The sequence below is a fragment of the Hyalangium gracile genome (assembly GCF_020103725.1).
Lineage (GTDB): Bacteria > Myxococcota > Myxococcia > Myxococcales > Myxococcaceae > Hyalangium > Hyalangium gracile.
This window is the reverse complement of sequence record NZ_JAHXBG010000015.1, coordinates 63,020-82,350: the sequence shown is the minus strand read 5'-3', so window position 1 is coordinate 82,350 and position 19,331 is coordinate 63,020. Positions and strand designations below refer to the sequence as shown.

At 67.7% G+C, this 19,331-nt stretch carries 17 protein-coding genes, 2 tRNA genes and 1 pseudogene; 19 read left to right on the top strand and 1 reads right to left on the bottom strand.

Annotated features, from left to right (window positions below):
• Window positions 1-8: 8 nt before the first annotated feature.
• From KY572_RS28115 to KY572_RS47415, 16 genes are all read left to right on the top strand, one after another.
• On the top strand, window positions 9-1,172 hold the full coding sequence (locus KY572_RS28115) for a flagellar assembly protein T N-terminal domain-containing protein (protein ID WP_224246069.1): 1,164 nt from the start codon (window positions 9-11) through the stop codon (window positions 1,170-1,172).
• Window positions 1,172-1,546, top strand: a complete 375-nt coding sequence (locus KY572_RS28110; RefSeq protein ID WP_224246068.1) for a PEGA domain-containing protein — start codon at window positions 1,172-1,174, stop codon at window positions 1,544-1,546. Before KY572_RS28115 ends, KY572_RS28110 begins: the two co-directional genes overlap by 1 nt.
• Window positions 1,543-2,304, top strand: a complete 762-nt coding sequence (locus KY572_RS28105) for a FecR family protein (RefSeq protein WP_224246067.1) — start codon at window positions 1,543-1,545, stop codon at window positions 2,302-2,304. Before KY572_RS28110 ends, KY572_RS28105 begins: the two co-directional genes overlap by 4 nt.
• Window positions 2,305-2,432: 128 nt before the next feature.
• Complete coding sequence (locus tag KY572_RS28100) at window positions 2,433-3,554, top strand: AI-2E family transporter (RefSeq protein WP_263452073.1); 1,122 nt, start codon at window positions 2,433-2,435, stop codon at window positions 3,552-3,554.
• Window positions 3,551-4,339, top strand: coding sequence for a hypothetical protein (locus KY572_RS28095; protein WP_224246066.1), 789 nt, complete (start codon window positions 3,551-3,553; stop codon window positions 4,337-4,339). The genes KY572_RS28100 and KY572_RS28095 overlap by 4 nt, the downstream gene beginning before the upstream one ends.
• Complete coding sequence (locus KY572_RS28090; RefSeq protein ID WP_224246065.1) at window positions 4,336-5,025, top strand: uracil-DNA glycosylase; 690 nt, start codon at window positions 4,336-4,338, stop codon at window positions 5,023-5,025. The genes KY572_RS28095 and KY572_RS28090 overlap by 4 nt, the downstream gene beginning before the upstream one ends.
• Window positions 5,026-5,118: 93 nt before the next feature.
• A tRNA-Val gene (locus KY572_RS28085) sits at window positions 5,119-5,190 on the top strand.
• 76 nt (window positions 5,191-5,266) lie between these two features.
• Window positions 5,267-7,195, top strand: coding sequence for a threonine--tRNA ligase (gene thrS, locus KY572_RS28080; RefSeq protein WP_224246064.1), 1,929 nt, complete (start codon window positions 5,267-5,269; stop codon window positions 7,193-7,195).
• Between the two features lie 110 nt (window positions 7,196-7,305).
• Window positions 7,306-8,076 (top strand): translation initiation factor IF-3, encoded by a 771-nt coding sequence (gene infC / locus KY572_RS28075; RefSeq protein WP_224246063.1) that lies wholly within the window; start codon window positions 7,306-7,308, stop codon window positions 8,074-8,076.
• A gap of 91 nt (window positions 8,077-8,167) precedes the next feature.
• Entirely contained in the window at window positions 8,168-8,377 is a 210-nt protein-coding gene (gene rpmI / locus KY572_RS28070; protein WP_224246062.1) for a 50S ribosomal protein L35, read from the top strand.
• Window positions 8,378-8,459: 82 nt separating this feature from the next.
• The gene (gene rplT / locus KY572_RS28065) at window positions 8,460-8,807 is read left to right on the top strand and encodes a 50S ribosomal protein L20 (protein WP_224246061.1); all 348 of its coding nucleotides are present in this window, start codon (window positions 8,460-8,462) and stop codon (window positions 8,805-8,807) included.
• A gap of 152 nt (window positions 8,808-8,959) precedes the next feature.
• On the top strand, window positions 8,960-10,009 hold the full coding sequence (gene pheS / locus KY572_RS28060) for a phenylalanine--tRNA ligase subunit alpha (protein WP_224246060.1): 1,050 nt from the start codon (window positions 8,960-8,962) through the stop codon (window positions 10,007-10,009).
• A gap of 69 nt (window positions 10,010-10,078) precedes the next feature.
• Window positions 10,079-12,490: a phenylalanine--tRNA ligase subunit beta gene (gene pheT / locus KY572_RS28055; RefSeq protein ID WP_224246059.1), complete on the top strand. Its 2,412-nt coding sequence runs from the start codon at window positions 10,079-10,081 to the stop codon at window positions 12,488-12,490.
• Window positions 12,491-12,583: 93 nt separating this feature from the next.
• The gene (locus KY572_RS28050) at window positions 12,584-12,967 is read left to right on the top strand and encodes an integration host factor subunit alpha (protein WP_224246058.1); all 384 of its coding nucleotides are present in this window, start codon (window positions 12,584-12,586) and stop codon (window positions 12,965-12,967) included.
• A gap of 99 nt (window positions 12,968-13,066) precedes the next feature.
• A tRNA-Pro gene (locus tag KY572_RS28045) sits at window positions 13,067-13,143 on the top strand.
• Window positions 13,144-14,578: 1,435 nt separating this feature from the next.
• A complete protein-coding gene (locus KY572_RS47415) occupies window positions 14,579-14,707 on the top strand; it encodes a hypothetical protein (protein WP_263452069.1) in 129 nt (42 codons plus the stop codon).
• Window positions 14,708-14,744: 37 nt separating this feature from the next.
• On the opposite strand, the gene KY572_RS28040 is transcribed toward KY572_RS47415, so the two are convergent.
• Window positions 14,745-14,903, bottom strand: a complete 159-nt coding sequence (locus KY572_RS28040; protein WP_224246057.1) for a hypothetical protein — start codon at window positions 14,901-14,903, stop codon at window positions 14,745-14,747.
• Window positions 14,904-15,310: 407 nt separating this feature from the next.
• On the opposite strand from KY572_RS28040, the gene KY572_RS28035 reads away from it, so the two are divergent.
• The 3 genes and pseudogenes from KY572_RS28035 to KY572_RS28025 all read left to right on the top strand — a co-directional run.
• Window positions 15,311-17,365 carry a serine/threonine protein kinase gene (locus KY572_RS28035; RefSeq protein WP_224246056.1) on the top strand — a complete coding sequence of 685 codons (2,055 nt, stop codon included), beginning with the start codon at window positions 15,311-15,313 and terminating at the stop codon, window positions 17,363-17,365.
• Between the two features lie 112 nt (window positions 17,366-17,477).
• Entirely contained in the window at window positions 17,478-18,401 is a 924-nt protein-coding gene (locus tag KY572_RS28030) for a DUF2381 family protein (protein WP_224246055.1), read from the top strand.
• Window positions 18,402-18,528: 127 nt separating this feature from the next.
• Window positions 18,529-18,756: pseudogene (locus KY572_RS28025) on the top strand (AHH domain-containing protein); the annotation flags it as partial.
• Window positions 18,757-19,331: the final 575 nt, after the last annotated feature.

The window sequence follows — 19,331 nt, the reverse complement described above, 5'->3', positions numbered from 1 at the left end:
GGGCGGACATGAACGCGTTGAAGCTGACGGTACTCTGCTACCTGGCGGCCACGGTGGCGCTGGCGGGGGACAAGCAGCCGGAGCTGGTGACCCAGGAGGCCACGGGCGAGGCGGCCATCGTGGACAACAACCGCGACAAGGCCTTCCAGGACGCGAAGAACGCGGCGCTGCGGGAGGCGGTGGAGCAGGTGGTGGGGGTGCTGGTCTCCTCGACGACGCTGACGGCGAACAACCAGCTCATCAGCGACAGGATCCTCTCTCGGAGCGACGGCTACGTGCGCAAGTACGACGTCCTGGAGAAGCAGGAGGACAAGGGCGTGGTGAGGGTCAAGGTCCGCGCGCAGGTGGGGACCGCCCAGCTCGACAGGGATCTGCAGGCGGTCAGGGCGCTCATCGATCGGCTGGCGGGTGGGCGTCTGCTCATCGTGCTGCAGGAGCAGTCGGCGGGCCCCGACAAGGTGATTACCCAGACCAACGTCCTGTCGCAGATCCTGGCGGAGACCTTCCAGAAGGATGGGTGGCGCATCATCGACCCGGCATTCGCGGCTGGGAAGCTCGAGGTGTCCTCGGGAGTCTCGCTGCTCACTCCGGAGAAGAAGGTCATCCAGGATCTGCGGAGCGCGGACTACATCATCACGGGTACGGTGACGATGCGTCACGAGCCGCCGAACGCCGCGTTTCCGCTCTCCGGGTACTACCCGGTGACGGGTGAGTTCGAGCTGAAGGTGTTCGCCACGGACTCAGGGACGCAGATCGCGCACCTGAGCGACGGCTTCAACAGCCAGGGCGTGTCGGTGAGCGTGTCCTACGAGCGGACGGCGCACAGCATCGCGAAGACGCGGGGCCAGAAGATCGTCGACGAGGTGCGCAAGGCGGTCGTGAATCATCTCTCGAGCTCGGAGCAGAACGGCAAGGCCGTGGTGGTGACGGTGCTGGGGCTGGCGGACTACGCCTCGGTGGGCGAGTTCAAGAAGCTGCTCGCGCAGGCGGTGACCGGCTTGAGGGACGTGAAGCAGGGGGACTTCGTCAAGGGCAAGGCCACCTTCGACGCGTTCTTCGTGGGCACCACGGATGACTTCGCCGAGGCCCTGAGCAAGAAGACCTACAAGGGCAAGAAGGTGAGCGTGACGGGTGTGACGGGCAACACGGTCGAAATCACCCTGGCGAAGTGATGCGCGGCTGGGGCTGGGCCACGATGGTGTGTGGGGTGCTGGGCTGCGCCGGGCGCTCGGACGAGCCGGCGACGATGGCCCAGGCGCGGGAGTTGCTGCGCAACGCCGAGTCACCGAGCGGAGACGTGGTGCTGCGGTGCGATCCTCCGGACGGGGTGGTCTTCCTGGACGGAGTGGCCCAGGGGCTGTGCAGCGACTTCCGGGGAGCGCCCCGGGGGCTGAGGGTGGGCGAGGGGCTGCACCAGATCGAGGTGAAGAAGGAAGGCTACTGGCCGTACACCACCTATATCGAGCCCCATAAGGCGCGAGCCGTGCTGAACGTGCAGCTGCGGCCGATGGGGACCGAGAAGACGCCGGAGGGGAGTACTCCGTGAAGGCATGGCTTGGATCGACGGTGGCGGCGCGGGGGCTGCTGATGGCCACGCTGCTGGTGCCAGGGCTGGCGCTGGCGAGCATCGGGAAGGTCTCGGTGCTGGAGGGCACGGCGAAGCGGACGAACGGCGAGGAGTCGGAGGCGCTGAAGGTGGGCTCGGAGATCGAGCTCAACGACACCATCGAGGTGGGCAAGGCCTCCAACCTGAAGCTCACGCTGAACGACGAGAGCGTGGTGATGCTCTCGGAGGACAGCCAGCTCACGATCGACGAGGCCACCTTCGAGGGACAGGAGCGCAAGGGCTTCGTGGCGAGGCTCGGGCTGGGGAAGGTCTGGGCGAGGGTGAAGAAGGCGGTGGCGGGCTCGGAGTCGAAGTTCGAGGTGAAGACGGAGCGAGCGGTGGCGGGGGTGCGCGGCACGATCTTCCGGGTGGACTACGGGACCCGTGCGGCGAAGGCGCTGATGCCGGCCAACAAGCTGCGCATGGTGGTGCGAGTGGTGGAGGGGCGCGTGGTGGTGGCGGCCCGGCTTCCCAGGCAGGTGGTGCCGGGGCAGGTGCCGTCGACCAGCGGGGCGCCGAAGGGCGAGCGGAAGCAGGTGCCCGGGCCCCAGGAGATCACCCAGGAGGAGTGGGAGGAGAAGTTCATCGAGCTCCAGGCCCGGCAGCAGTGGGAGGTGGGCGACAAGCTGGAGGCGAAGGCGCTGGACACGAACGCAATGAAGGACGCGTTTGGCCGTTTCGTGGATAGGAACCAGTAGGTTTTCCGACGAGGAGTCGTGTCATCGGACGTCGCAAGAAAAGCAGTGTCCGCGCGGTGAAGGTTCCCGAGGAGAAGCGTGCGGTAGCTGCTCCTCCTCCAGTGGCTCCCGAGGTCGCGGAGCCCCCGCTGCATGTCGTGCGTTCCGAGCCGTCCTCGGAGCTGTCCGAGGAGGAGGCGCGGAGGATCGACCTCACCTGGTCGGCGGTGATGGTGACGGCGCTGGGCCTGGTGTTCGCGCTGCTCGCGGTGTTCGGAGGGGTGGCGGTGCCGGTGCTGCTGGGCCTGTCGGGCGCCTACGTCTTCAACCCGGTGGTGAGCCTGCTCGAGCGGCACAAGGTGGACCGGACGTGGGGCACGACGATCGTGTTCGCGGGCTGCACGCTGGCGATGGCGGGGGCGGTGCTCTACCTGATCCCGGTGTTCCAGGAGGAGGCGGCCAAGCTGCCGGACTTCTTCCGCCGGGCGAGCACGCAGGTCATCCCCCATGTGGAAGGGCTGCTGGGGCTGTCGCTGCCGGAGTTCGTGAACCAGCGGACCGCGGAGCTGGGAGCGAAGGCCTCCGAGCTGCTCCAGAGCGCCGGGCCCACCGCGGCGAAGCTGGCCGCGCGCTTCGCGGGCAACACGGCGCGGTTCGTGGCGACGCTGCTCGGGTTGGCGGTGGTGCCGGTGCTGGGGTTCTTCTTCCTGAAGGACTACCCGCGGCTGGTGCGGCTGGTGCGGGAGCTCATCCCTCGGCGCGCGGTGGGGCTGGTGAGCCAGCGCTTCAGCGAGGTGGATGACGTGCTCTCGGCCTTCGTGCGCAGTCAGCTCACGGTGGGCTCGATCCTCTCGGTCATCTACGCCACGGGGCTGTCCATCGCCCGGATCGACATGGCGATCGTCATCGGAGTCATCGCGGGCTTCGGGAACATGGTGCCCTACCTGGGAACGGCGGTGGGGATGGTGCTGGCGATGCTGGGCCTGATGCTGTCCTGGCAGGGCCCCTGGCAGCTCGCGGTGATTGGAGGGACCTTCCTGGTGGCGCAGATGTCCGAGGGCCTCGTCATCACCCCGCGCATCGTGGGCGAGAAGGTGGGGCTGACGCCGGTGACGGTCATCATCGCGATCCTGGCCTTCGGAGAGCTGTTCGGCTTCGTGGGCATCCTGCTCGCGGTGCCCGTGGGCGCGATCCTCAAGGTGGTGCTGCGCGTGGTGGTGCTGCGCTACCAGCGGACGCCGCTGTACACCGGCGAGGCCTCCAAGCCGTGAGCGTGGCGGCCGTCCTGCTGGTGACGGTGCTGGCGCAGGCACCTGTCTCGGATCCGCTCGTCCTCCCCGGCTACCGGCTGCACCTGGTGGTGGACGAGTCCGTGGAGGCGGACGCCCTGCGCGCGCTCGCCGGCAGCGGGACGGTGCTCTGGCTGCGCACGAAGTCAAACACGCTCCGGGAGTCCACGATCGAGGCGCTGGCCCGCTTCCCCGAGGCCTACGTCCAGCTGCGGCCTCCCTTGAAGGAGGCCCACGTCCGGCAGCTTCGCGGCGCGCCACGCGTGGGAGCCTGGCTCGAGGCCCAGGCCCTGTCGGGCCCGGGGCTGCACTGGCTGGGGTCGAGACGGGCGGCGGTGGAGATCCGAGGAGGGCTCGACGCGGAGCTCGCCCGGAGGGTGGGCGCCCTGCGCCCCTCGCGGATCCTCTGGCTGCCCGGCGCCTCGGAGGTGAGCCTGGAGGCCTGGGGGGCCTTCGCCCAGCTGCCTGGGAGCAAGCTGCTGGCGCTCGCCGGAGCGCTCGGTCCTCCGTGCCCCGAGCTGCCCTGGCGCGCGGCCCTCTCCACGGTCTCCCTCCGGGTGGAGCAGGGGACAGGGGGCGAGACTTGCGGGCTGGGCCAGCGGGTCGTCATGAAAGGGTTCCCCGAGGAAGCGGCGCTGGTGGCGCTGCTGGGCCAGGAGCGCCCCACGGAGCTGGAGCTCGAGGTAGGAACCAGCCCCCGGGAGGTGGAGCGAGCCCGGGCCTGGGTCCAGCGGCTGGAGGCAGCGGTGCGAGGTCGAAGCAGGTGACGAAGCTCGAGAAACTCCACGCGGAGATCACCCGCTGCCGGGCCTGTCCCCGGCTGGTGGAGTGGCGGGAGGAAGTAGCGCGGGTGAAGCGCCGCGCGTACCGGGAGTGGACCTACTGGGGCCGGCCGGTGCCGGGCTTCGGGGATCCCAGGGCCCGGCTGGTCATCGTGGGGCTGGCCCCGGCGGCCCATGGAGCGAACCGGACGGGCCGCATCTTCACGGGCGATCGCTCCGGAGACTTCCTCTACGCGGGGCTGCACCGAGCGGGGTTTGCCAACCAGCCCCGGAGCGAGCACCGGGACGACGGGCTCCTGCTCAGCGACGCCTACATCACCTGTTCGGCCCGCTGCGCCCCCCCGGAGAACAAGCCGCTCCCGGAGGAGCTGGCCCGCTGCGCCCCGTTCCTCGACCGGGAGCTGGCGCTGCTGCCGGCCCGGGTGTTCCTGGCGCTGGGGGCCATCGGGTGGAACGCGGCGCTGCTGGCCCTGGCCCGCTCGGGGGTGGAGCTGCCCACGCCTCGGCCGGCGTTCGGGCACGGGGCGGAGGTGCCCCTGGCAGGCGGGCGGACCCTCGTGGGCTGCTACCACGTCAGCCAGCAGAACACGCAGACGGGGCGGCTGACCCCGGCCATGTTCGATGAAGTCATGTCCCGGGTGCGGCGATTGTTGGATACCCCGAGGCCATGAGCGCACGCCGGTCAGGAAGAGGATCAGCGGTCGTCGGTGTTTCCTTGACAGCTGCGGGAGCCCACTGCTATTCCCGCCGCGCTTTTCAGGCACGGGTCGTTAGCTCAGCGGTAGAGCACTACCTTGACACGGTAGGGGTCAGTGGTTCGATCCCACTACGACCCATCCACAACGGAAGTCTCACAGCGGGCGGCACGGCTTCCAGCAAGCCTGCCGCCCGTGGCGTTTTCGAGGTTTCGACATGTCCGACATGATTACGGTGACGCTCCCCGATGGCAGCCAGAAGCAGACCAGTCGGGGAACCACCATCGCGGACTTCGTGCGGGACGGCATCGGGGCGGGCCTGGCCAAGGCGGCCCTCTTCGCGCGGGTCAACGGCCAGGACGTGGATCTGGCCCGGCCGCTCACCGAGGACGCGAAGCTGCAGGTGTTCACCACCAAGAGCCCCGAGGCGCTGGAGCTCATCCGCCATGACGCCGCGCACGTGGTGGCCAGCGCCGTGCAGCGCCTCTTCCCGGGCACCCAGGTGACGATCGGCCCGGCGACGGAGGAGGGCTTCTACTACGACTTCTTCCGCGAGAAGCCCTTCACGCCCGAGGACCTGGAGAAGATCGAGGCCGAGGCCAACAAGGAGATCGCCCAGAACCTGCCCTTCGTCCGCACGGAAGTCTCCATGGACGACGCGGTGCGCCTCTTCGAGGAGAAGGGCGAGAAGTTCAAGGTCGAGATCGTCAAGGACATCGCGGCCAAGGGCGCCAAGACGCTGACGCTCTACAAGCACGGGGACTGGGTGGACTTCTGCCTCGGGCCCCACGGCCCCACCACGGGCCGCATCGGCGTCATCAAGATCCTGTCCTCGAGCGGCGCGTACTGGCGCGGCGATCACCGCAACCCGATGCTCCAGCGCGTCTACGGCACGGCCTTCTTCGACAAGAAGGCGATGCAGGAGTACCTGACGCGCATCGAGGAGGCCAAGAAGCGCGACCACCGCAAGCTGGGCAAGGAGCTGGACCTGTTCCACTTCCACCCGTTCGCGCCGGGCTCGGCCTTCTGGACGCCCAAGGGCACCACGCTCTACCAGACGCTCTCCACCTGGATGCGCCGCCTCACCGCCGAGCGCGGCTACGTGGAGATCAAGACGCCGCTGATGTTCAACAAGGGCCTGTGGGAGATCAGCGGCCACTGGGGCAAGTACAAGGAGAACATGTTCCTGGTGCTCGACAACGAGTCCGGCGAGCACGACTTCTCCCTCAAGCCGATGAACTGCCCCTCGCACCACCTGTACTTCGGCTTCAAGCGCCACAGCTACAGAGACTTGCCGCTGCGCTTTCACACGCAGGACGTGCTCCACCGCAACGAGGCGGCCGGCTCGCTCGGCGGCCTCACCCGCGTGCGCCAGTTCGCCCAGGACGACGCGCACATCTACTGCATGGAGAGCCAGATCGGCGACGAGGTCCGCCACTTCGTGCAGTTCCTCGATCACGTCTACAACGCGGTGGGCCTGAAGTACTCGGCCAAGTTCTCCACGCGTCCCGAGCAGCGGCTCGGTGACGACGCCACGTGGGATCACGCGGAGACGGCGCTCGAGGGCGTGCTCAAGACGCTCGGGGTGCCCTACGAGGTGAAGCCCGGCGAGGGCGCCTTCTACGGCCCGAAGATCGACTTCGACGTGTCCGACAGCATCGGCCGCAAGTGGCAGCTGGGCACCATCCAGCTGGACTACCTGGCCGCCCAGCGCTTCGATCTGTCCTACGTCGGCGAGGACAACGCCGAGCACAAGCCGGTGGTCCTCCACCGCGCCATCTTCGGCTCCTTCGAGCGCTTCATCGCCATCCTCACGGAGCACTTTGCAGGTGCTTTCCCCACATGGCTGGCGCCGGTGCAGGCGGTCATCGTCACGGTGGCGGACCGGCAGCTGGAGTACGCCCGGAAGGTGAGGGACCAGCTGCGCGCCAAGGGCTACCGGGTGGACCTGGACGAGCGCGGGCAGACGCTGAACGCGAAGATCCGCGAGGCGCAGATCCAGAAGGTTCCCTACACCCTGGTGATCGGCGACAACGAGGTGGAGGCCGGTGGCGTGGCCCCCCGGCGCTACGGCGGCGAGGACCTCAAGAGCATGAAGCTGGAGGCCTTCGAGGCCCTCATGGCCAAGGAGGCCGGGGTTCCGTAACGCAGGGGTGTCGTCCGAGGTCAGGAAGTCGCTGACCTCCCTTGACTCCCAGTGGCATAAAAGTATCTTGCGCCTCTTCCAGGGGAGAAGGCACGTCCAAACCCCCGTTCTTGGAGGATCTTCACATCGTCCGCGATCAAAGAACGAACCGTCGTATCCGTGCTCGAGAGGTCCGCGTCGTAGGGCCTGCTGGTGAGCAGCTCGGAGTGCTTTCGATCGAGCAGGCCCTGGAGCGCGCCCAGGCCGAGGGGATGGACCTCGTCGAGGTCAACCCGATGGCCAAGCCGCCGGTCTGCAAGATCATGGACTACGGCAAGTTCAAGTACGAGGAGAAGAAGAAGGCCTCGGAAGCGAAGAAGAAGCAGGTCGTGGTCCACCTCAAGGAGGTGAAGCTCCGCCCGAAGACGGAGGAGCACGACTACGAGTTCAAGGTTCGCAACATCAAGCGGTTCCTGGAAGAGGGCAACAAGGCCAAGGTCACCATCGTGTTCCGCGGTCGCGAGATCACCCACAAGGAGCTGGGCAGCGCGATCCTGGACGACGTGAACAAGGACCTGAAGGACGTGGCCGTGGTGGAGCAGGTGCCCCGGATGGAAGGGCGCCAGATGTTCATGATTCTCGCGCCCAACCCGAAGGTGGCGCAGCGCGCCAGGGATCAGGCCCGGCAGCAGGCGGAGGCGGCGGCGAAGGCGGAGGCGGCGGGCAAGAAGCCAGAAGGCAACAAGGTGGAGGGCAACAAGCCGGTGGGCGGCAGGCCCGACGGCAAGCCGGATGGCGAGCGGCAGGAGGCTCGGCCGGCTGGGGGGGAAGCGGCGCTCCCCGCGGCTCCTCCGCAGAGCGAGCCGGCGGCCGGAGCGGCCGCGACGGGCGGGACGAAGTAGGAAGATTCGGCTGTCGGCTTCGGCTGTCGGCCTGTAACAGAGGCCGAAGGCTGGAGAGCCGACGGCGAACCGAGAAGGAAGGACTGGGACAATGCCGAAGTTGAAGACCCGTAGTGCTGCGAAGAAGCGGTTGCAGGTGAAGAAGAGTGGCAAGGTGAAGCACGGGAAGGCCTACGGCAAGCACCTCTTCACCCACGCGAAGACCCCGGCCCAGAAGCGGCGCAACCGCGGCACGGGTCACCTTCGCGACATGGATGCGAAGAAGGTCATCAAGGAAATGTTCCCCTACGGGGCCAACTAGCTTTCAACAACCCCCGGGTCCTGGCGGAGCGGCGTGAGGCCTGCGCCACAGGGCTCCCATCTGAGAAGTCGAGGAGTGTGTCATGCGCGTCAAGAAGGGATTCAAGGCCCGTCGCCGTCGTAATCGGATTTTGAAGCTGGCCAAGGGTTACCGTGGCCGTCGGAAGAACTGCTACAAGCGGGCCAACCAGGCCGTGGAGCGCGCGCTGGACTACGCCGCGCGTGACCGCGCGGTGAACAAGCGGATCTTCCGCTCGCTGTGGATCGTCCGCATCAACGCGGCGGCCCGCACCGTGGGCCTGTCCTACTCGAAGCTGATCGCCGGGCTGGCCAAGGCGAAGATCTCCCTGGACCGCAAGGTGCTGGCCGACATGGCCGTTGCGGATCCCGCGGGCTTCGCGGCCGTCGCCAACATCGCGAAGGCGGCCTGACCCACGCCCGGCCCGCGAGGCCGGAGCATAGAGCGCTCGGGAGGCTCCTAGCGGGGCCTTCCGCGCTGGAATGAGTACACGGGCTGCCCTCGCCAGGGGCGGCCCTTTTTTTTGCCCAGGCTCCACGGGAGCGCGGGCAGGGGAGCGCAGTCATGCGGGATCGCTTTCAGGCCCTCGCGGAAGCAGCGCGGCGGGACATCACCGTCGCCTCCGAGGTGACGGCCGTGGAGTCGTTGAGGGTTCGCTACCTGGGCAAGAAGGGCGAGCTGTCCGGCGTGCTCGGGGGCATGGGCAAGCTGCCTCCCGAGGAGCGCAAGGCGCTGGGCGAGGTGGCCAACCAGGTCAAGGCGGAGATCGAGAAGCTGCTCGCCGAGGCGCTGCAGCGCGCCGAGGAGGCGGCGCTCGCGGCGGAGCTGAAGGGGCCGAAGCTGGACGTGACGCTGCCGGGGCGGGGTGTTGCGCCGGGCAGCCGACACCCGGTGTCGCGGACGATGGAGGAGATCGTCCGGACGTTCGCGCGGCTCGGCTTCGAGGTGGAGGTGGGGCCGGAGATCGAGCTGGACTACTTCAACTTCGAGGCGCTGAACCTGCCCAAGGATCACCCCGCGCGGGACATGCAGGACACCTTCTACGTGGACGAGGCGACGCTCGGGCACGCGAAGAAGGCGGACAGCCCGGTGCTGCTGCGCACGCACACCTCGCCGGTGCAGGTGCGGCACATGCTGGCCAGGAAGCCGCCGATCCGCGCGGTGATGCCGGGCCGGGTGTACCGGAGGGACTCGGACATCACCCACACGCCCATGTTCCACCAGGTGGAGGGGCTGCTGGTGGACAAGGACGTGAGCTTCGCGGAGCTGAAGGGCTCGCTGGACGCGTTCGTGAAGGCGTTCTTCGGTTCGGACACGCGCACGCGCTTCCGGCCGTCCTTCTTCCCCTTCACCGAGCCGTCGGCGGAGGTGGACATCTCCTGTACCTCGTGCAGCGGCAAGGGTTGCCGCGTGTGCAAGCAGACGGGGTGGTTGGAGGTGCTGGGCAGCGGCATGGTGCACCCTAACGTCTTCACCTCGGCGGGGTACGACCCGAAGGAGGTGACGGGCTACGCGTTCGGCATGGGCGTGGAGCGCATCGCCATGCTGCGCTACCGCATCGATGACCTGCGGATGATGTTCGAGAACGACGCGCGCTTCCTCGAGCAGTTCTGAGCGACGGCTCGAGGCATCGTCCGAAGCATCCATGCAATTGGGTTGATGAAGTCCGGAGAGGGCTGACCTGTGAAGATTTCGGTGAAGTGGCTCGGCGAGTACGTGACGCTGCCGGCGTCGGTGGACGAGCTGGCGCGGAAGCTGACCGCGGCGGGGCTGGAGATCGAGGGCCTGGAGCGGCCGGGCGAGGCGCTGCGCGGCGTGGTGGTGGCGCAGATCAAGGAGTCCGTGCAGCACCCCAACGCGGACAAGCTGTCCGTGACGAAGGTGGACGCGGGCGGCCCCTCGCTGGTGCAGGTGGTGTGCGGCGCGAAGAACTACAAGGTCGGCGACAAGGTGCCGCTGGCCACCGTGGGCACGAAGCTGCCCAACGGCGCGGAGATCAAGCAGGCGGCGCTCCGGGGCGTGGACAGCTCCGGCATGCTGTGCTCGGCGAAGGAGCTGGGGCTGACCGAGGATTCCTCCGGGCTGCTCATCCTCTCGCCGGAGGCCAAGGCGGGCATGCCGATCGCCGAGGCGCTGGGGCTGGATGACGTGGTGCTGGAGGTGAATGTCACCCCGAACCGGCCCGACGCGCTCTCGCACCTGGGCGTGGCGCGCGAGGTGGGCGTGGTGACGGGCGCGGCGTTCCGCCCGCCGGAGCCCAAGCCCGCCGAGAAGGGGAACTCCGCGGCCGAGAGGGTGAAGGTGCGGATCGAGGACGGGACGCGCTGCCCGCGCTACGTGGCGCGCGTGGTGGAGAACGTGAAGATCCAGCCGTCGCCCCAGTGGATGCAGGATCGGCTGAAGGCCTGTGGCGTGCGCGCCATCAACAACGTGGTGGACGTGACCAACTACGTCAACCTCGAGTACGGCCAGCCGCTGCACGCCTTCGATCTCGAGAAGCTGGCGGGGCAGGAGATCGTCGTGCGCTGCGCGAGGCAGGGCGAGAAGATCCGAACGCTCGACGACAAGGAGCGCACCCTCGACGCGGATGACCTGGCCATCTGTGACCGGGATCGGCCCCAGGCCATCGCCGGGGTGATGGGTGGCGGGGACAGCGAGGTGGGGGAGGGCACGAAGCACATCGTCCTCGAGTCCGCGCACTTCCTGCCGTCCAGCGTGCGCCGCACGTCCAAGCGGCACGGCCTGCACACGGAGGCCTCGCACCGCTTCGAGCGTGGGGCGGACATCGACGCCGTGGTGCCGGCCATCGACCGGGCCGCGCAGCTCATCGCGGAGCTGTCCGGAGGCACGGTGGCCCCCGGCCGCGTGGATGTGTACCCGAGCCCGAAGCCGTCCCGCCGCGTGGCCCTGCGCTACGGGCGCGTGGAGAAGTTCCTGGGCACGGCGGTGGCGGAGGCCGAGTGCCGCCGCATCCTGGGGGCCCTGGGCTTCAAGGCGGTGGAGGACGGGGCAGGGCAGACGACGTTCGAGGTGCCTCGGGCCCGCGTGGACGTGGAGCGCGAGGAGGATCTCCTGGAGGAGATCGCCCGCGTGTACGGGTACGACAACATCCCCGCGAAGCTGCCTCGGGGGGTGGCGGAGCTGGCCCCCGAGCCGCTCACCACCGAGGCCGAGCGGCGGCTGCGCCAGGCGCTCTCGGGGGCCGGGCTGAACGAGGTGGTGAACTACTCGTTCGTGGCGCCGCGGAGCCTGGAGGTGCTGGGCGGGAAGGAGGCGCCCGTGGCGCTCATCAACCCGCTCAGCGTGGAGCAGTCGGTGATGCGCACCAGCCTGCTGCCGGGGCTGCTGGAGAACCTGTCTCGCAGCGTGCGGCACCAGGTGGAGCGGGTGGCCATCTACGAGACGGGCCGCGCCTACTTCCGGGATCCGGAGGGCGGCCAGGGCCGGCGTCCGGCGACGCGCGAGGTGCACCGGGTGGCGGGGCTCGTGTGGGGCCTGCGCTCCGGACGTACCTGGACGCAGAAGGACGCCCAGATGGACTTCTACGATGCCAAGGGCGCGGTGGAGGCGGTGTTCCACAGCCTGCACGCGGAGGGCGTCCGCTTCGTGGCCGCCGAGGCCCCGGCCTGGCACCCGCGCGCCTGCGCCCAGGTGGTGCTGGGCGACGGGACGGCGCTGGGCTACGTGGGCGAGCTGCACCCCCGTATCACCAAGGCCCTGGGGCTGCCGCAGGGGGTGTTCGCGTTCGAGCTGGACACCGAGCCCCTGTACTCGGCGGCCCGGCTGGTGCCCGAGTACCACTCGCTGCCGCGCTTCCCGGCGGTGCTGAGGGACCTGGCGGTGGTCGTCCCCGTTGAGCTGCGCAACGACGAGGTGCGCAAGGTGATCCTGGAGGTGGGAGGTGCGCTGGTGGAGGACGCCCTCATCTTCGACGTGTACACGGGCAAGCCCATCCCCGAGGGGAAGAAGAACCTGGCGTACGCCATCCGCTACCGCTCGCCCGAGCGCACGCTCACCGACGCGGAGGTCAGCGAGGCGCACCAGCGCATCATCGCCGAGGTGAACCAGCGGCTGGGCGGCGCGCTGCGTGCCTGAATTCCTGAATGAAGTCAGAGGGTTGACAGCCCTTCGGGAAGGCTGTCAGCATCGGTTGAGAATATCGCGCTGAAGGGGTTTCCGAGGGAGCGTATGACGAAGGCGGACATCATCGAGGGCGTCTACGAGAAGGTCGGCTTCTCCAAGAAGGAGTCGGCCGAGATCGTCGAACTCGTCTTCGACACCCTGAAGGAGACGCTGGAGCGCGGGGACAAGATCAAGATCTCCGGGTTCGGCAACTTCCAGGTGAGGCAGAAGAAGGCGCGGGTGGGCCGCAATCCGCAGACGGGCAAGGAGATCGAGATCTCGGCCCGTCGGGTGCTGACCTTCCGACCGAGCCAGGTGCTCAAGAGCGCCCTGAACGGGGAGGCCCCGCCGGAGAACCACGCGGAGATCGACGCGCGGGAGGAGGAGGCGGACGAGAATGACGAGTTCGACTCCGAGGACGAGTACGGAGACGAGGCGGACGGGAAGTAGAACCCCCTTCCGCCGGTTTTCTCACGGCCGCCTGCGGCTCTTGCTTGACGCTGGCGTTCTGTGGGGGCATAAGGGCGGCCCGTTTCCGACGGGTAGTGCCGGGGCGTAGCGCAGCCTGGTAGCGCACTTGCTTGGGGTGCAAGTGGTCGCAGGTTCAAATCCTGTCGCCCCGACCATCGAAGGCCCTGGAGTTTCTGGCGAAAGCCGGTGACTCCAGGGCCTTCACCTTTTGGCCCTCCGCCGCGGACTGGCAGCAAGCGGTCTGCTCAAGGGATCTGGTCGCGCCAGAAATCCGGCTGGCACGCATAGGGCATGCGCTTCGTCAGCTGGTGACAGAAGTAGCCCTCGCCGCACACTTCGGGTCCCTGCGGATCACAGGCTTGTACGCAGTTCCAGCCGTCGCAGACCCACCCTGCCTCGCAAGGAGGGTGTCCTTCGCCACAGCGTGCGACGCATGCCATCCACACCTTGGCAGGGTGTGGCGGCTCGTACTGGACATCGCATTGGTGGCCATCAGGGCAAGGCGTCTGCCGGCAGTTGGGCCCATACACCTGTGCGCACTTCGAAGAGCCTTCCTTGAAGGGGATGCACTGCTGACCCGCCGGACATCCCTGAGTCTCGCAGGTCGGCAGGCATAAGGACTGGGGAAGGGTGTCCGCGCAGAAGAAGCCCGCTGGGCAACCATTCTCGGTGCCCGGACGGCAGGGCCGGGCGCACCAACCATCCTGGCCGCCGCACAGCAATCCGGCGGCGCAGGCGTGCTCCTGATCGTGCGGAACCTCGATGCAGCCTTCCCCCTGCTGGCGCACACCGATGGCGACACAGAAGCGCACCAGCGGCCCACCTCCCCAGGTGGCAAGGTGCTGACAAGCCTGGCCTTCCGGACACTGCGCATCCGCCTCGCATCGGCTGTCGGTGCAGTACGCCCGTAAGGACCGGACATCGAACAAGCAGCCCAGCGGCGGTTCACACTCCGCACCCGGCCCGCAGTCCCGTCCATACGTCATCAACCGCATGCGTTGCTCGTCGTCGAGCATGGGGCTGAGGCGCACCCCTGGTGGCGCACCCGCGGGGACCTCCGGCCTCAGCAGCCCCCACAGCAGCAGCACGAGCGGCAGCGTCAGCAGCACGCCCGCCCAGAGCGCCACGACTTTGCGCCACCCCCCGCTCTGCACTTACTGGACTCCGCCCTGTCTGCACCGAAGGCACTCGTCGGAATCCCACTTGCCGGGTCCGCAGACCTCCTCGAACCGGGCTCTCGAGCATCCCGCGATGAAGAGGAGTTGTTCCTGCGTATCCTGCTGGACTGCCTTGTTTACCCGGCCGTCCTTGCCGAATTCAGAGGGGCAGCCGGTCATCGTCGTGACGGATAGAACGACCATTGCCACTTGGAACCGACGCATGAGTCCCTCTCGTGATGGACTTTCGACCCTACCAGCGTGGATCACGCAGCGTCCACGCCACGGCACGCGGGGGGCACACAGCGGGTGGCGGTGGGCCCGCGGGTTGGGTGTGCTGCCTGGGACGCATGTTCGCCAGGAAGGATGAGAGCACGCGAGCGTATACCTATTCCGGGCTGCCCACGCGCAGCTGCCGCAGCCCTACGGGCGGATGGAGGCCCATGAAGAGATCGCGCGGTTGATCTCCGAGGCCAGCGCCGAGCGGGACCGGATGGAGCTCCCCCAGGACGGCATCTTCCCGGAGGGCCTCGAGGAGCACGAGCTGTCCTCCCGCACATGAGGACTCCCGCCTGGATAGGGAACTCGCGGGTGTTTCTCTACCGGAGGAGGGCACCTGCCATGCCGGTGAGCGCCTGGAGCTGGGTCTCATCCATTCGGAGCACCAGCGTGAGCAGCCGGCGCAAGCTCGGCGAGGACTCGTCCTGCTTGCGGCGAGAGTCCTTGGTGGGCTCGGAGGCTGCACCTTCGTCATTCATGGAGAACCCGAAGAGTACCTGACACGGCTATTCCCGTGTTGCTCGATTTGGGGTTACGCCTTCACCACCAGGGTCGAGGGCGTGGGCAGGAGCTTGCCGCGCTCCATCCGGGCGTACGCCAGTAGGGGGAGATCGATGCTCTGGGCCACCTGCTCCAGGGATGGTGGGGGCCAGCTCGTCTCTCATGGAAGTCCTCGGGGTAAGGTGCAAAAGGGCCGCCGATATACCTGACAAGTACAGGCGCCGGGTAGTCGTTCTGGATGCATGGCGCGTGATGCTTGGAGGAGGGGAGGCCCGAACAGCTCCCAGGTTTGGTAGCGTTGCGTGCTCCCGGAGGATGAAGGCATGCATGAGGGAGCCGTCCCCACGCGGGTGAACCCGGACGGCTTGGCTCTCGGAGCTGGGCCATGAGCGAGCGCGCTCGGCTCGTCATTCCTCCGGGGACAGAGGTCCGCGGCTTCGTGATCGAGCAGGAGCTGGGAGCCGGTGGTTTCGGCACCGTGTTCCGGGCCCGGCGTGGCGAGCGGCTCTACGCGCTCAAGTTCCTCCGCTGCAAGGAAGCGGGAGGCTGGGCCAGGCGGGAGGTGGAGATCCTCCTGCGCGTTCCGCACCGCAACGTGGTGCGCTTCGAGGGGTGTGGCTTCTGGCCGGACGACACGCGCGAGTACCTCGTGGTCATCATGGACTACGTGGAGGGGCGGCGGCTGGACGTGTGGGCCGAGGAGGAGAACCCTGATGCGCGGCAGGTGGTTCAGAAGGTGCTGGGCATGGTGCGGGCGCTGACGGAGATCCACCGGGTCGGAGTCATCCACCGGGACCTGAAGGAGGCCAACATCATCGTGCGCGCCTCGGATGGGGAGGCGGTGCTGGTGGACTTCGGCGTGGCGGGCGGCACGAACACGGTCCAGGCCACGCGCGATGTGCTCCCGCCCTGCACGCTGGAGTACCGCTCTCCCGAGGCGTGGCGCTTCCTCCGTAACAATGCCCGGCAGCTCGGCACCCGCTACCAGCCAGGCTCCGCTGATGATCTGTACGCCCTGGGCGTGGTCCTCTACTGGCTTTTGACGGGCAGGTATCCGTGTGTCGGGCTGACCGAGGTGGAGCAGGCTGAGGTCACCATCCACCAGGTCCCCGAGCCGCCTCACGCCGTCAACCGTCGGGTGCCGGAGGCGCTCAGCGCCATCTGCATGAAGCTGCTGGAGAAGCACCCCGAGAACCGCCACCCGGATGCGGGGGCCTTGGGGCTGGCCTTGGAGGCGGAGCTGGCGAGGGTGGATGCGGCCTGGAGCGTGCCCCTGTGCGACGCCCATGCCTCGGACAACGTGACCACCGTGGGCGACCTGGCGCGTGCGGATGGCGATGACGGTGTGGACCATTGGCTCCGGGAGGCACGGCACGCGCATGAGAGGCCCAGGAGGGGCAGGCGTCCCGCTCCCGCTGCTCCGGAAGAGAAGCCGCCGCTGCCACCTGTGCTCGCGGTTGTGCCCGCTCCACCAACTCCTGCGCCGCCGGCCGGAGCATCTCCTCCGGGCGAGTCTCCAGCATCCGAGCTCCAGAGCGGGCCACCAGGAGCACTCGAGCTCGTGGCCAGGGGGCCTGTCCTCGCCTCGGAGAGGGGCGTGGCACATCCAACCTGGAGCGTTGCCCCTCGCATCTTGCCGTGGGCCGCGCTGGTGCTGGGCTTCGTGATGGTCCTGGGCATGGCCGTTGCCCTGCTTCCTGCTCGTCTCACCCCGTCACCTCCCGCCTCTGCCCGGGCGGAGGAGGAGGCGCCTGCTGGGCTCTTCGTGGTTCTCCCAGAGATAGCCCAGGGGACTACCTGGAAGGTCGGCTGGAAAGTAGCGTCCCCGTGGAAGCCACCGGAAGCTGACCGCCACTACTTCTTCGCCGCCGAGGGGGAGACAGTCCCCTGGGCTCCCTCCGGGTTGCGCGAGCAGGGAGAGACTTCCGTGAATAGTCCGCAGCAGAAGCAGCAGAAGGTTCCCGTCCTCAGTTCCTTGGGCAAGGTGATCACTGCGGGTGTCGCCTGCTTCGGGGTGGCCTGCACCGGACCGCAGGTGCGCCCCGAGCCTCCCGCTGAGCCGTGCCCTTCCGGCGCGATCCAGGCCATGGCCGAGCTGGGGATCGACATTGGCGAGAGCAACGTGGCAGTTTTTCTCTCTGGCCCGCTGAGAGGGTACATCTCCGTGAGGGAGGGATGGACACGTGCGCGGCTCTCAGGCCGCTTCGAGGGGTTGCCCCACGGAACCATCCTGAAGGGGCGGCTCCTCTTTGGGGGGGAGCGTGTGTATGGCCGCTTCACCGAGGCACAAGAAGCCGAGGGCTCCCGCACGTGGCCCATCTGCATGGAGTTGCTCAATGCCTCGGAAGAGCGCGGCCTGGACCTGGAGCCCGGCTCCACGGCTGAGGTCGCGGAGGTCTTCAACTCCGTGGTTGTGAAGGCGGTGGACCGCTTCCAGTAAGCACCGGCCAGACGCGCGAGCCTGGGGAGCACTGGCACTCTTGAACCGGAAGGCGTGATAGAGGCGACACCACAGGGCGCATACGTTGCACCCTACTCAGGAGGTCTATTCCGTGCTCGCCTCGTCCCCGGCCGTTCTTCTGGTCCTGGCGCTCCTCGTGGGTGCCACTGCCACCGCGCAGCCCCGAGCCATCCCCTGCGAAGCAGGAACTCGGCGCATCGAGCTGAAGACGGAGCCCTCCGATGAGGTGCCCGAGCTGTGTATCAGCCCGGGGCTGTCCACCACCCTCCTCCTCTACGGTGCGGAACTCCTTCCCGGCGGCGTAACCGTGGACGGGCGGGAGCACTTCACGCTGGTGGAGGTGGGCAACACCGTGCTCCGGCTAGTGCCCTCGGAGCGTGTGGTGCCAGGAGAGCGACTCCGGCTGACGGTGCGCTTCAGGGATAGAGCAGCTCCGGCGAGCGCTGCTTTCTGGTTGGTGGTGTACGCCGGGCAGGTGGAGCCGCTGGTGGAGGTGTACCGAGAGAAACGCACAGTGGAGTCTTACCAGCAGCAGGTGCAGGAGAAGGACTCCCAGATCCGCCAGTGCCAGGAAGACAACACGCGGCTGCTGGCAGAGAAGGAGAGCCCTGGAGGCCTTACAGGGCTGCTTGCGACAGGGCTCATGGATGAGAAGGGTGTCTCCCCCAAGAACCTCTACAAGAGCGTCGTCGAGCACCCCGAGAATGCCATCCGCCTGGTGCGGGTCTTCAGCTACCGCTCCACGAGCAGGGTGGCTGTGGTGCTGGAACTCGATCCCACCCCCGGCATGGAACCCTGGCGGGTGGTGCGAGGGGAACTGGTGGGACCAGGCCGTCGTGCTCTGCGGGTGAATCCCCCCTGGCAGCGTGAACCCCTCCGAGACGAAGCGAAGGACCGTCGCGTGGTGATCGAGGCGGAGGCGACAGAGGCAGAGACCCGGGGCAGCTTCATGCTCAAGGTGTGGGATGCGGATGGGACCCGGAGCGTCATCGTCACGGGTGTGACGTTCCCGTAGACTGGAACCCTCCTCGCTCTGGAGGGCGTCTCATGGCACGTCGTCTGACCGCTGCGGTCGTGCTGGTGGCTCTGCTCAATGCGTGCGCTACCCAGCGTGTGGTACGCCTCGACACGGGGCAGGGAGGGACGCGAGCCGGGAGTTGAAGTGGGCCAGCGACCGGGCCACGATCTGGGCGGAGTTGGAGCACGCCAGCCAGCGCTGGGCGAACCGGGTGGGCCTGGAGGTGGCCCGTGTCTTCGTCCTTGCTGTGACGGTGGTGGTGAGCCGCGGCATGGCCGGGGGTTCCGCCTGGTTGGCCTCGCGGGTGTCGATGCTGCCCAGCTTTTCGGAGGCGGCGGCACTGGGGGCCTCATAGGTGCGCCTCACTCTGTCGGAGGTAGGCCAGGCACATCACAGGCAATCATCCGGTCGGCGCAGGTGACCTCTTCGCATCAGGTACGACTCGCGCCCAACTCCAAGAAGCCGCCAAGGAGATCCTCCAGAATGGGAATCGCATCTCTCAACCGAGCGATCGTATTCAGATCTTCCAAATGAGGATTACGGTCAATGGCCGGAAAGACCTGGTTTGGATGTTAGTGGACTCCGACGATGCGAACCGGGTGATCACGATCCGCTCCACGACTGGTGGGAGCGGCCTTCCCAGGACCTCGGCGGGGCGAGGGAATGTGAGGGAGGAGAATTGGCCAGGAGTGATCGGGCAGCTCCGGAATGGGTGATCGATCCGGCCGGAATACGCACGTAGACAGGGAGTGGTCCGTGTGGCCGCTCTTGTTGTCCCGCTCGCGTGTTCCCCTGCGACCACGAGGAACTCGCAAAGATCTCCACGTCTGACTTGGGCAACACTCAGGGCAAGCCGACTGCCTCAAGCAAAGAAACCCGAGCGACTGTAGGAAAATTATAAATTCTGGTAAAGCCGGAAGATCCACT

What these genes read in the sequence shown, in the direction of transcription:
- KY572_RS28050 (WP_224246058.1), top strand. Translation starts at nt 12,584, where the DNA reads ATGACGAAGGCGGACATCATCGAGGGCGTCTACGAGAAGGTCGGCTTC.
- pheS (WP_224246060.1), top strand. Translation starts at nt 8,960, where the DNA reads ATGCGGGATCGCTTTCAGGCCCTCGCGGAAGCAGCGCGGCGGGACATC.
- KY572_RS28035 (WP_224246056.1), top strand. Translation starts at nt 15,311, where the DNA reads ATGAGCGAGCGCGCTCGGCTCGTCATTCCTCCGGGGACAGAGGTCCGC.
- rpmI (WP_224246062.1), top strand. Translation starts at nt 8,168, where the DNA reads ATGCCGAAGTTGAAGACCCGTAGTGCTGCGAAGAAGCGGTTGCAGGTG.
- KY572_RS28110 (WP_224246068.1), top strand. Translation starts at nt 1,172, where the DNA reads ATGCGCGGCTGGGGCTGGGCCACGATGGTGTGTGGGGTGCTGGGCTGC.
- KY572_RS28040 (WP_224246057.1), bottom strand. Translation starts at nt 14,903, where the DNA reads ATGAATGACGAAGGTGCAGCCTCCGAGCCCACCAAGGACTCTCGCCGC.
- rplT (WP_224246061.1), top strand. Translation starts at nt 8,460, where the DNA reads ATGCGCGTCAAGAAGGGATTCAAGGCCCGTCGCCGTCGTAATCGGATT.
- KY572_RS47415 (WP_263452069.1), top strand. Translation starts at nt 14,579, where the DNA reads ATGGAGGCCCATGAAGAGATCGCGCGGTTGATCTCCGAGGCCAGCGCC.
- thrS (WP_224246064.1), top strand. Translation starts at nt 5,267, where the DNA reads ATGTCCGACATGATTACGGTGACGCTCCCCGATGGCAGCCAGAAGCAG.
- KY572_RS28115 (WP_224246069.1), top strand. Translation starts at nt 9, where the DNA reads ATGAACGCGTTGAAGCTGACGGTACTCTGCTACCTGGCGGCCACGGTG.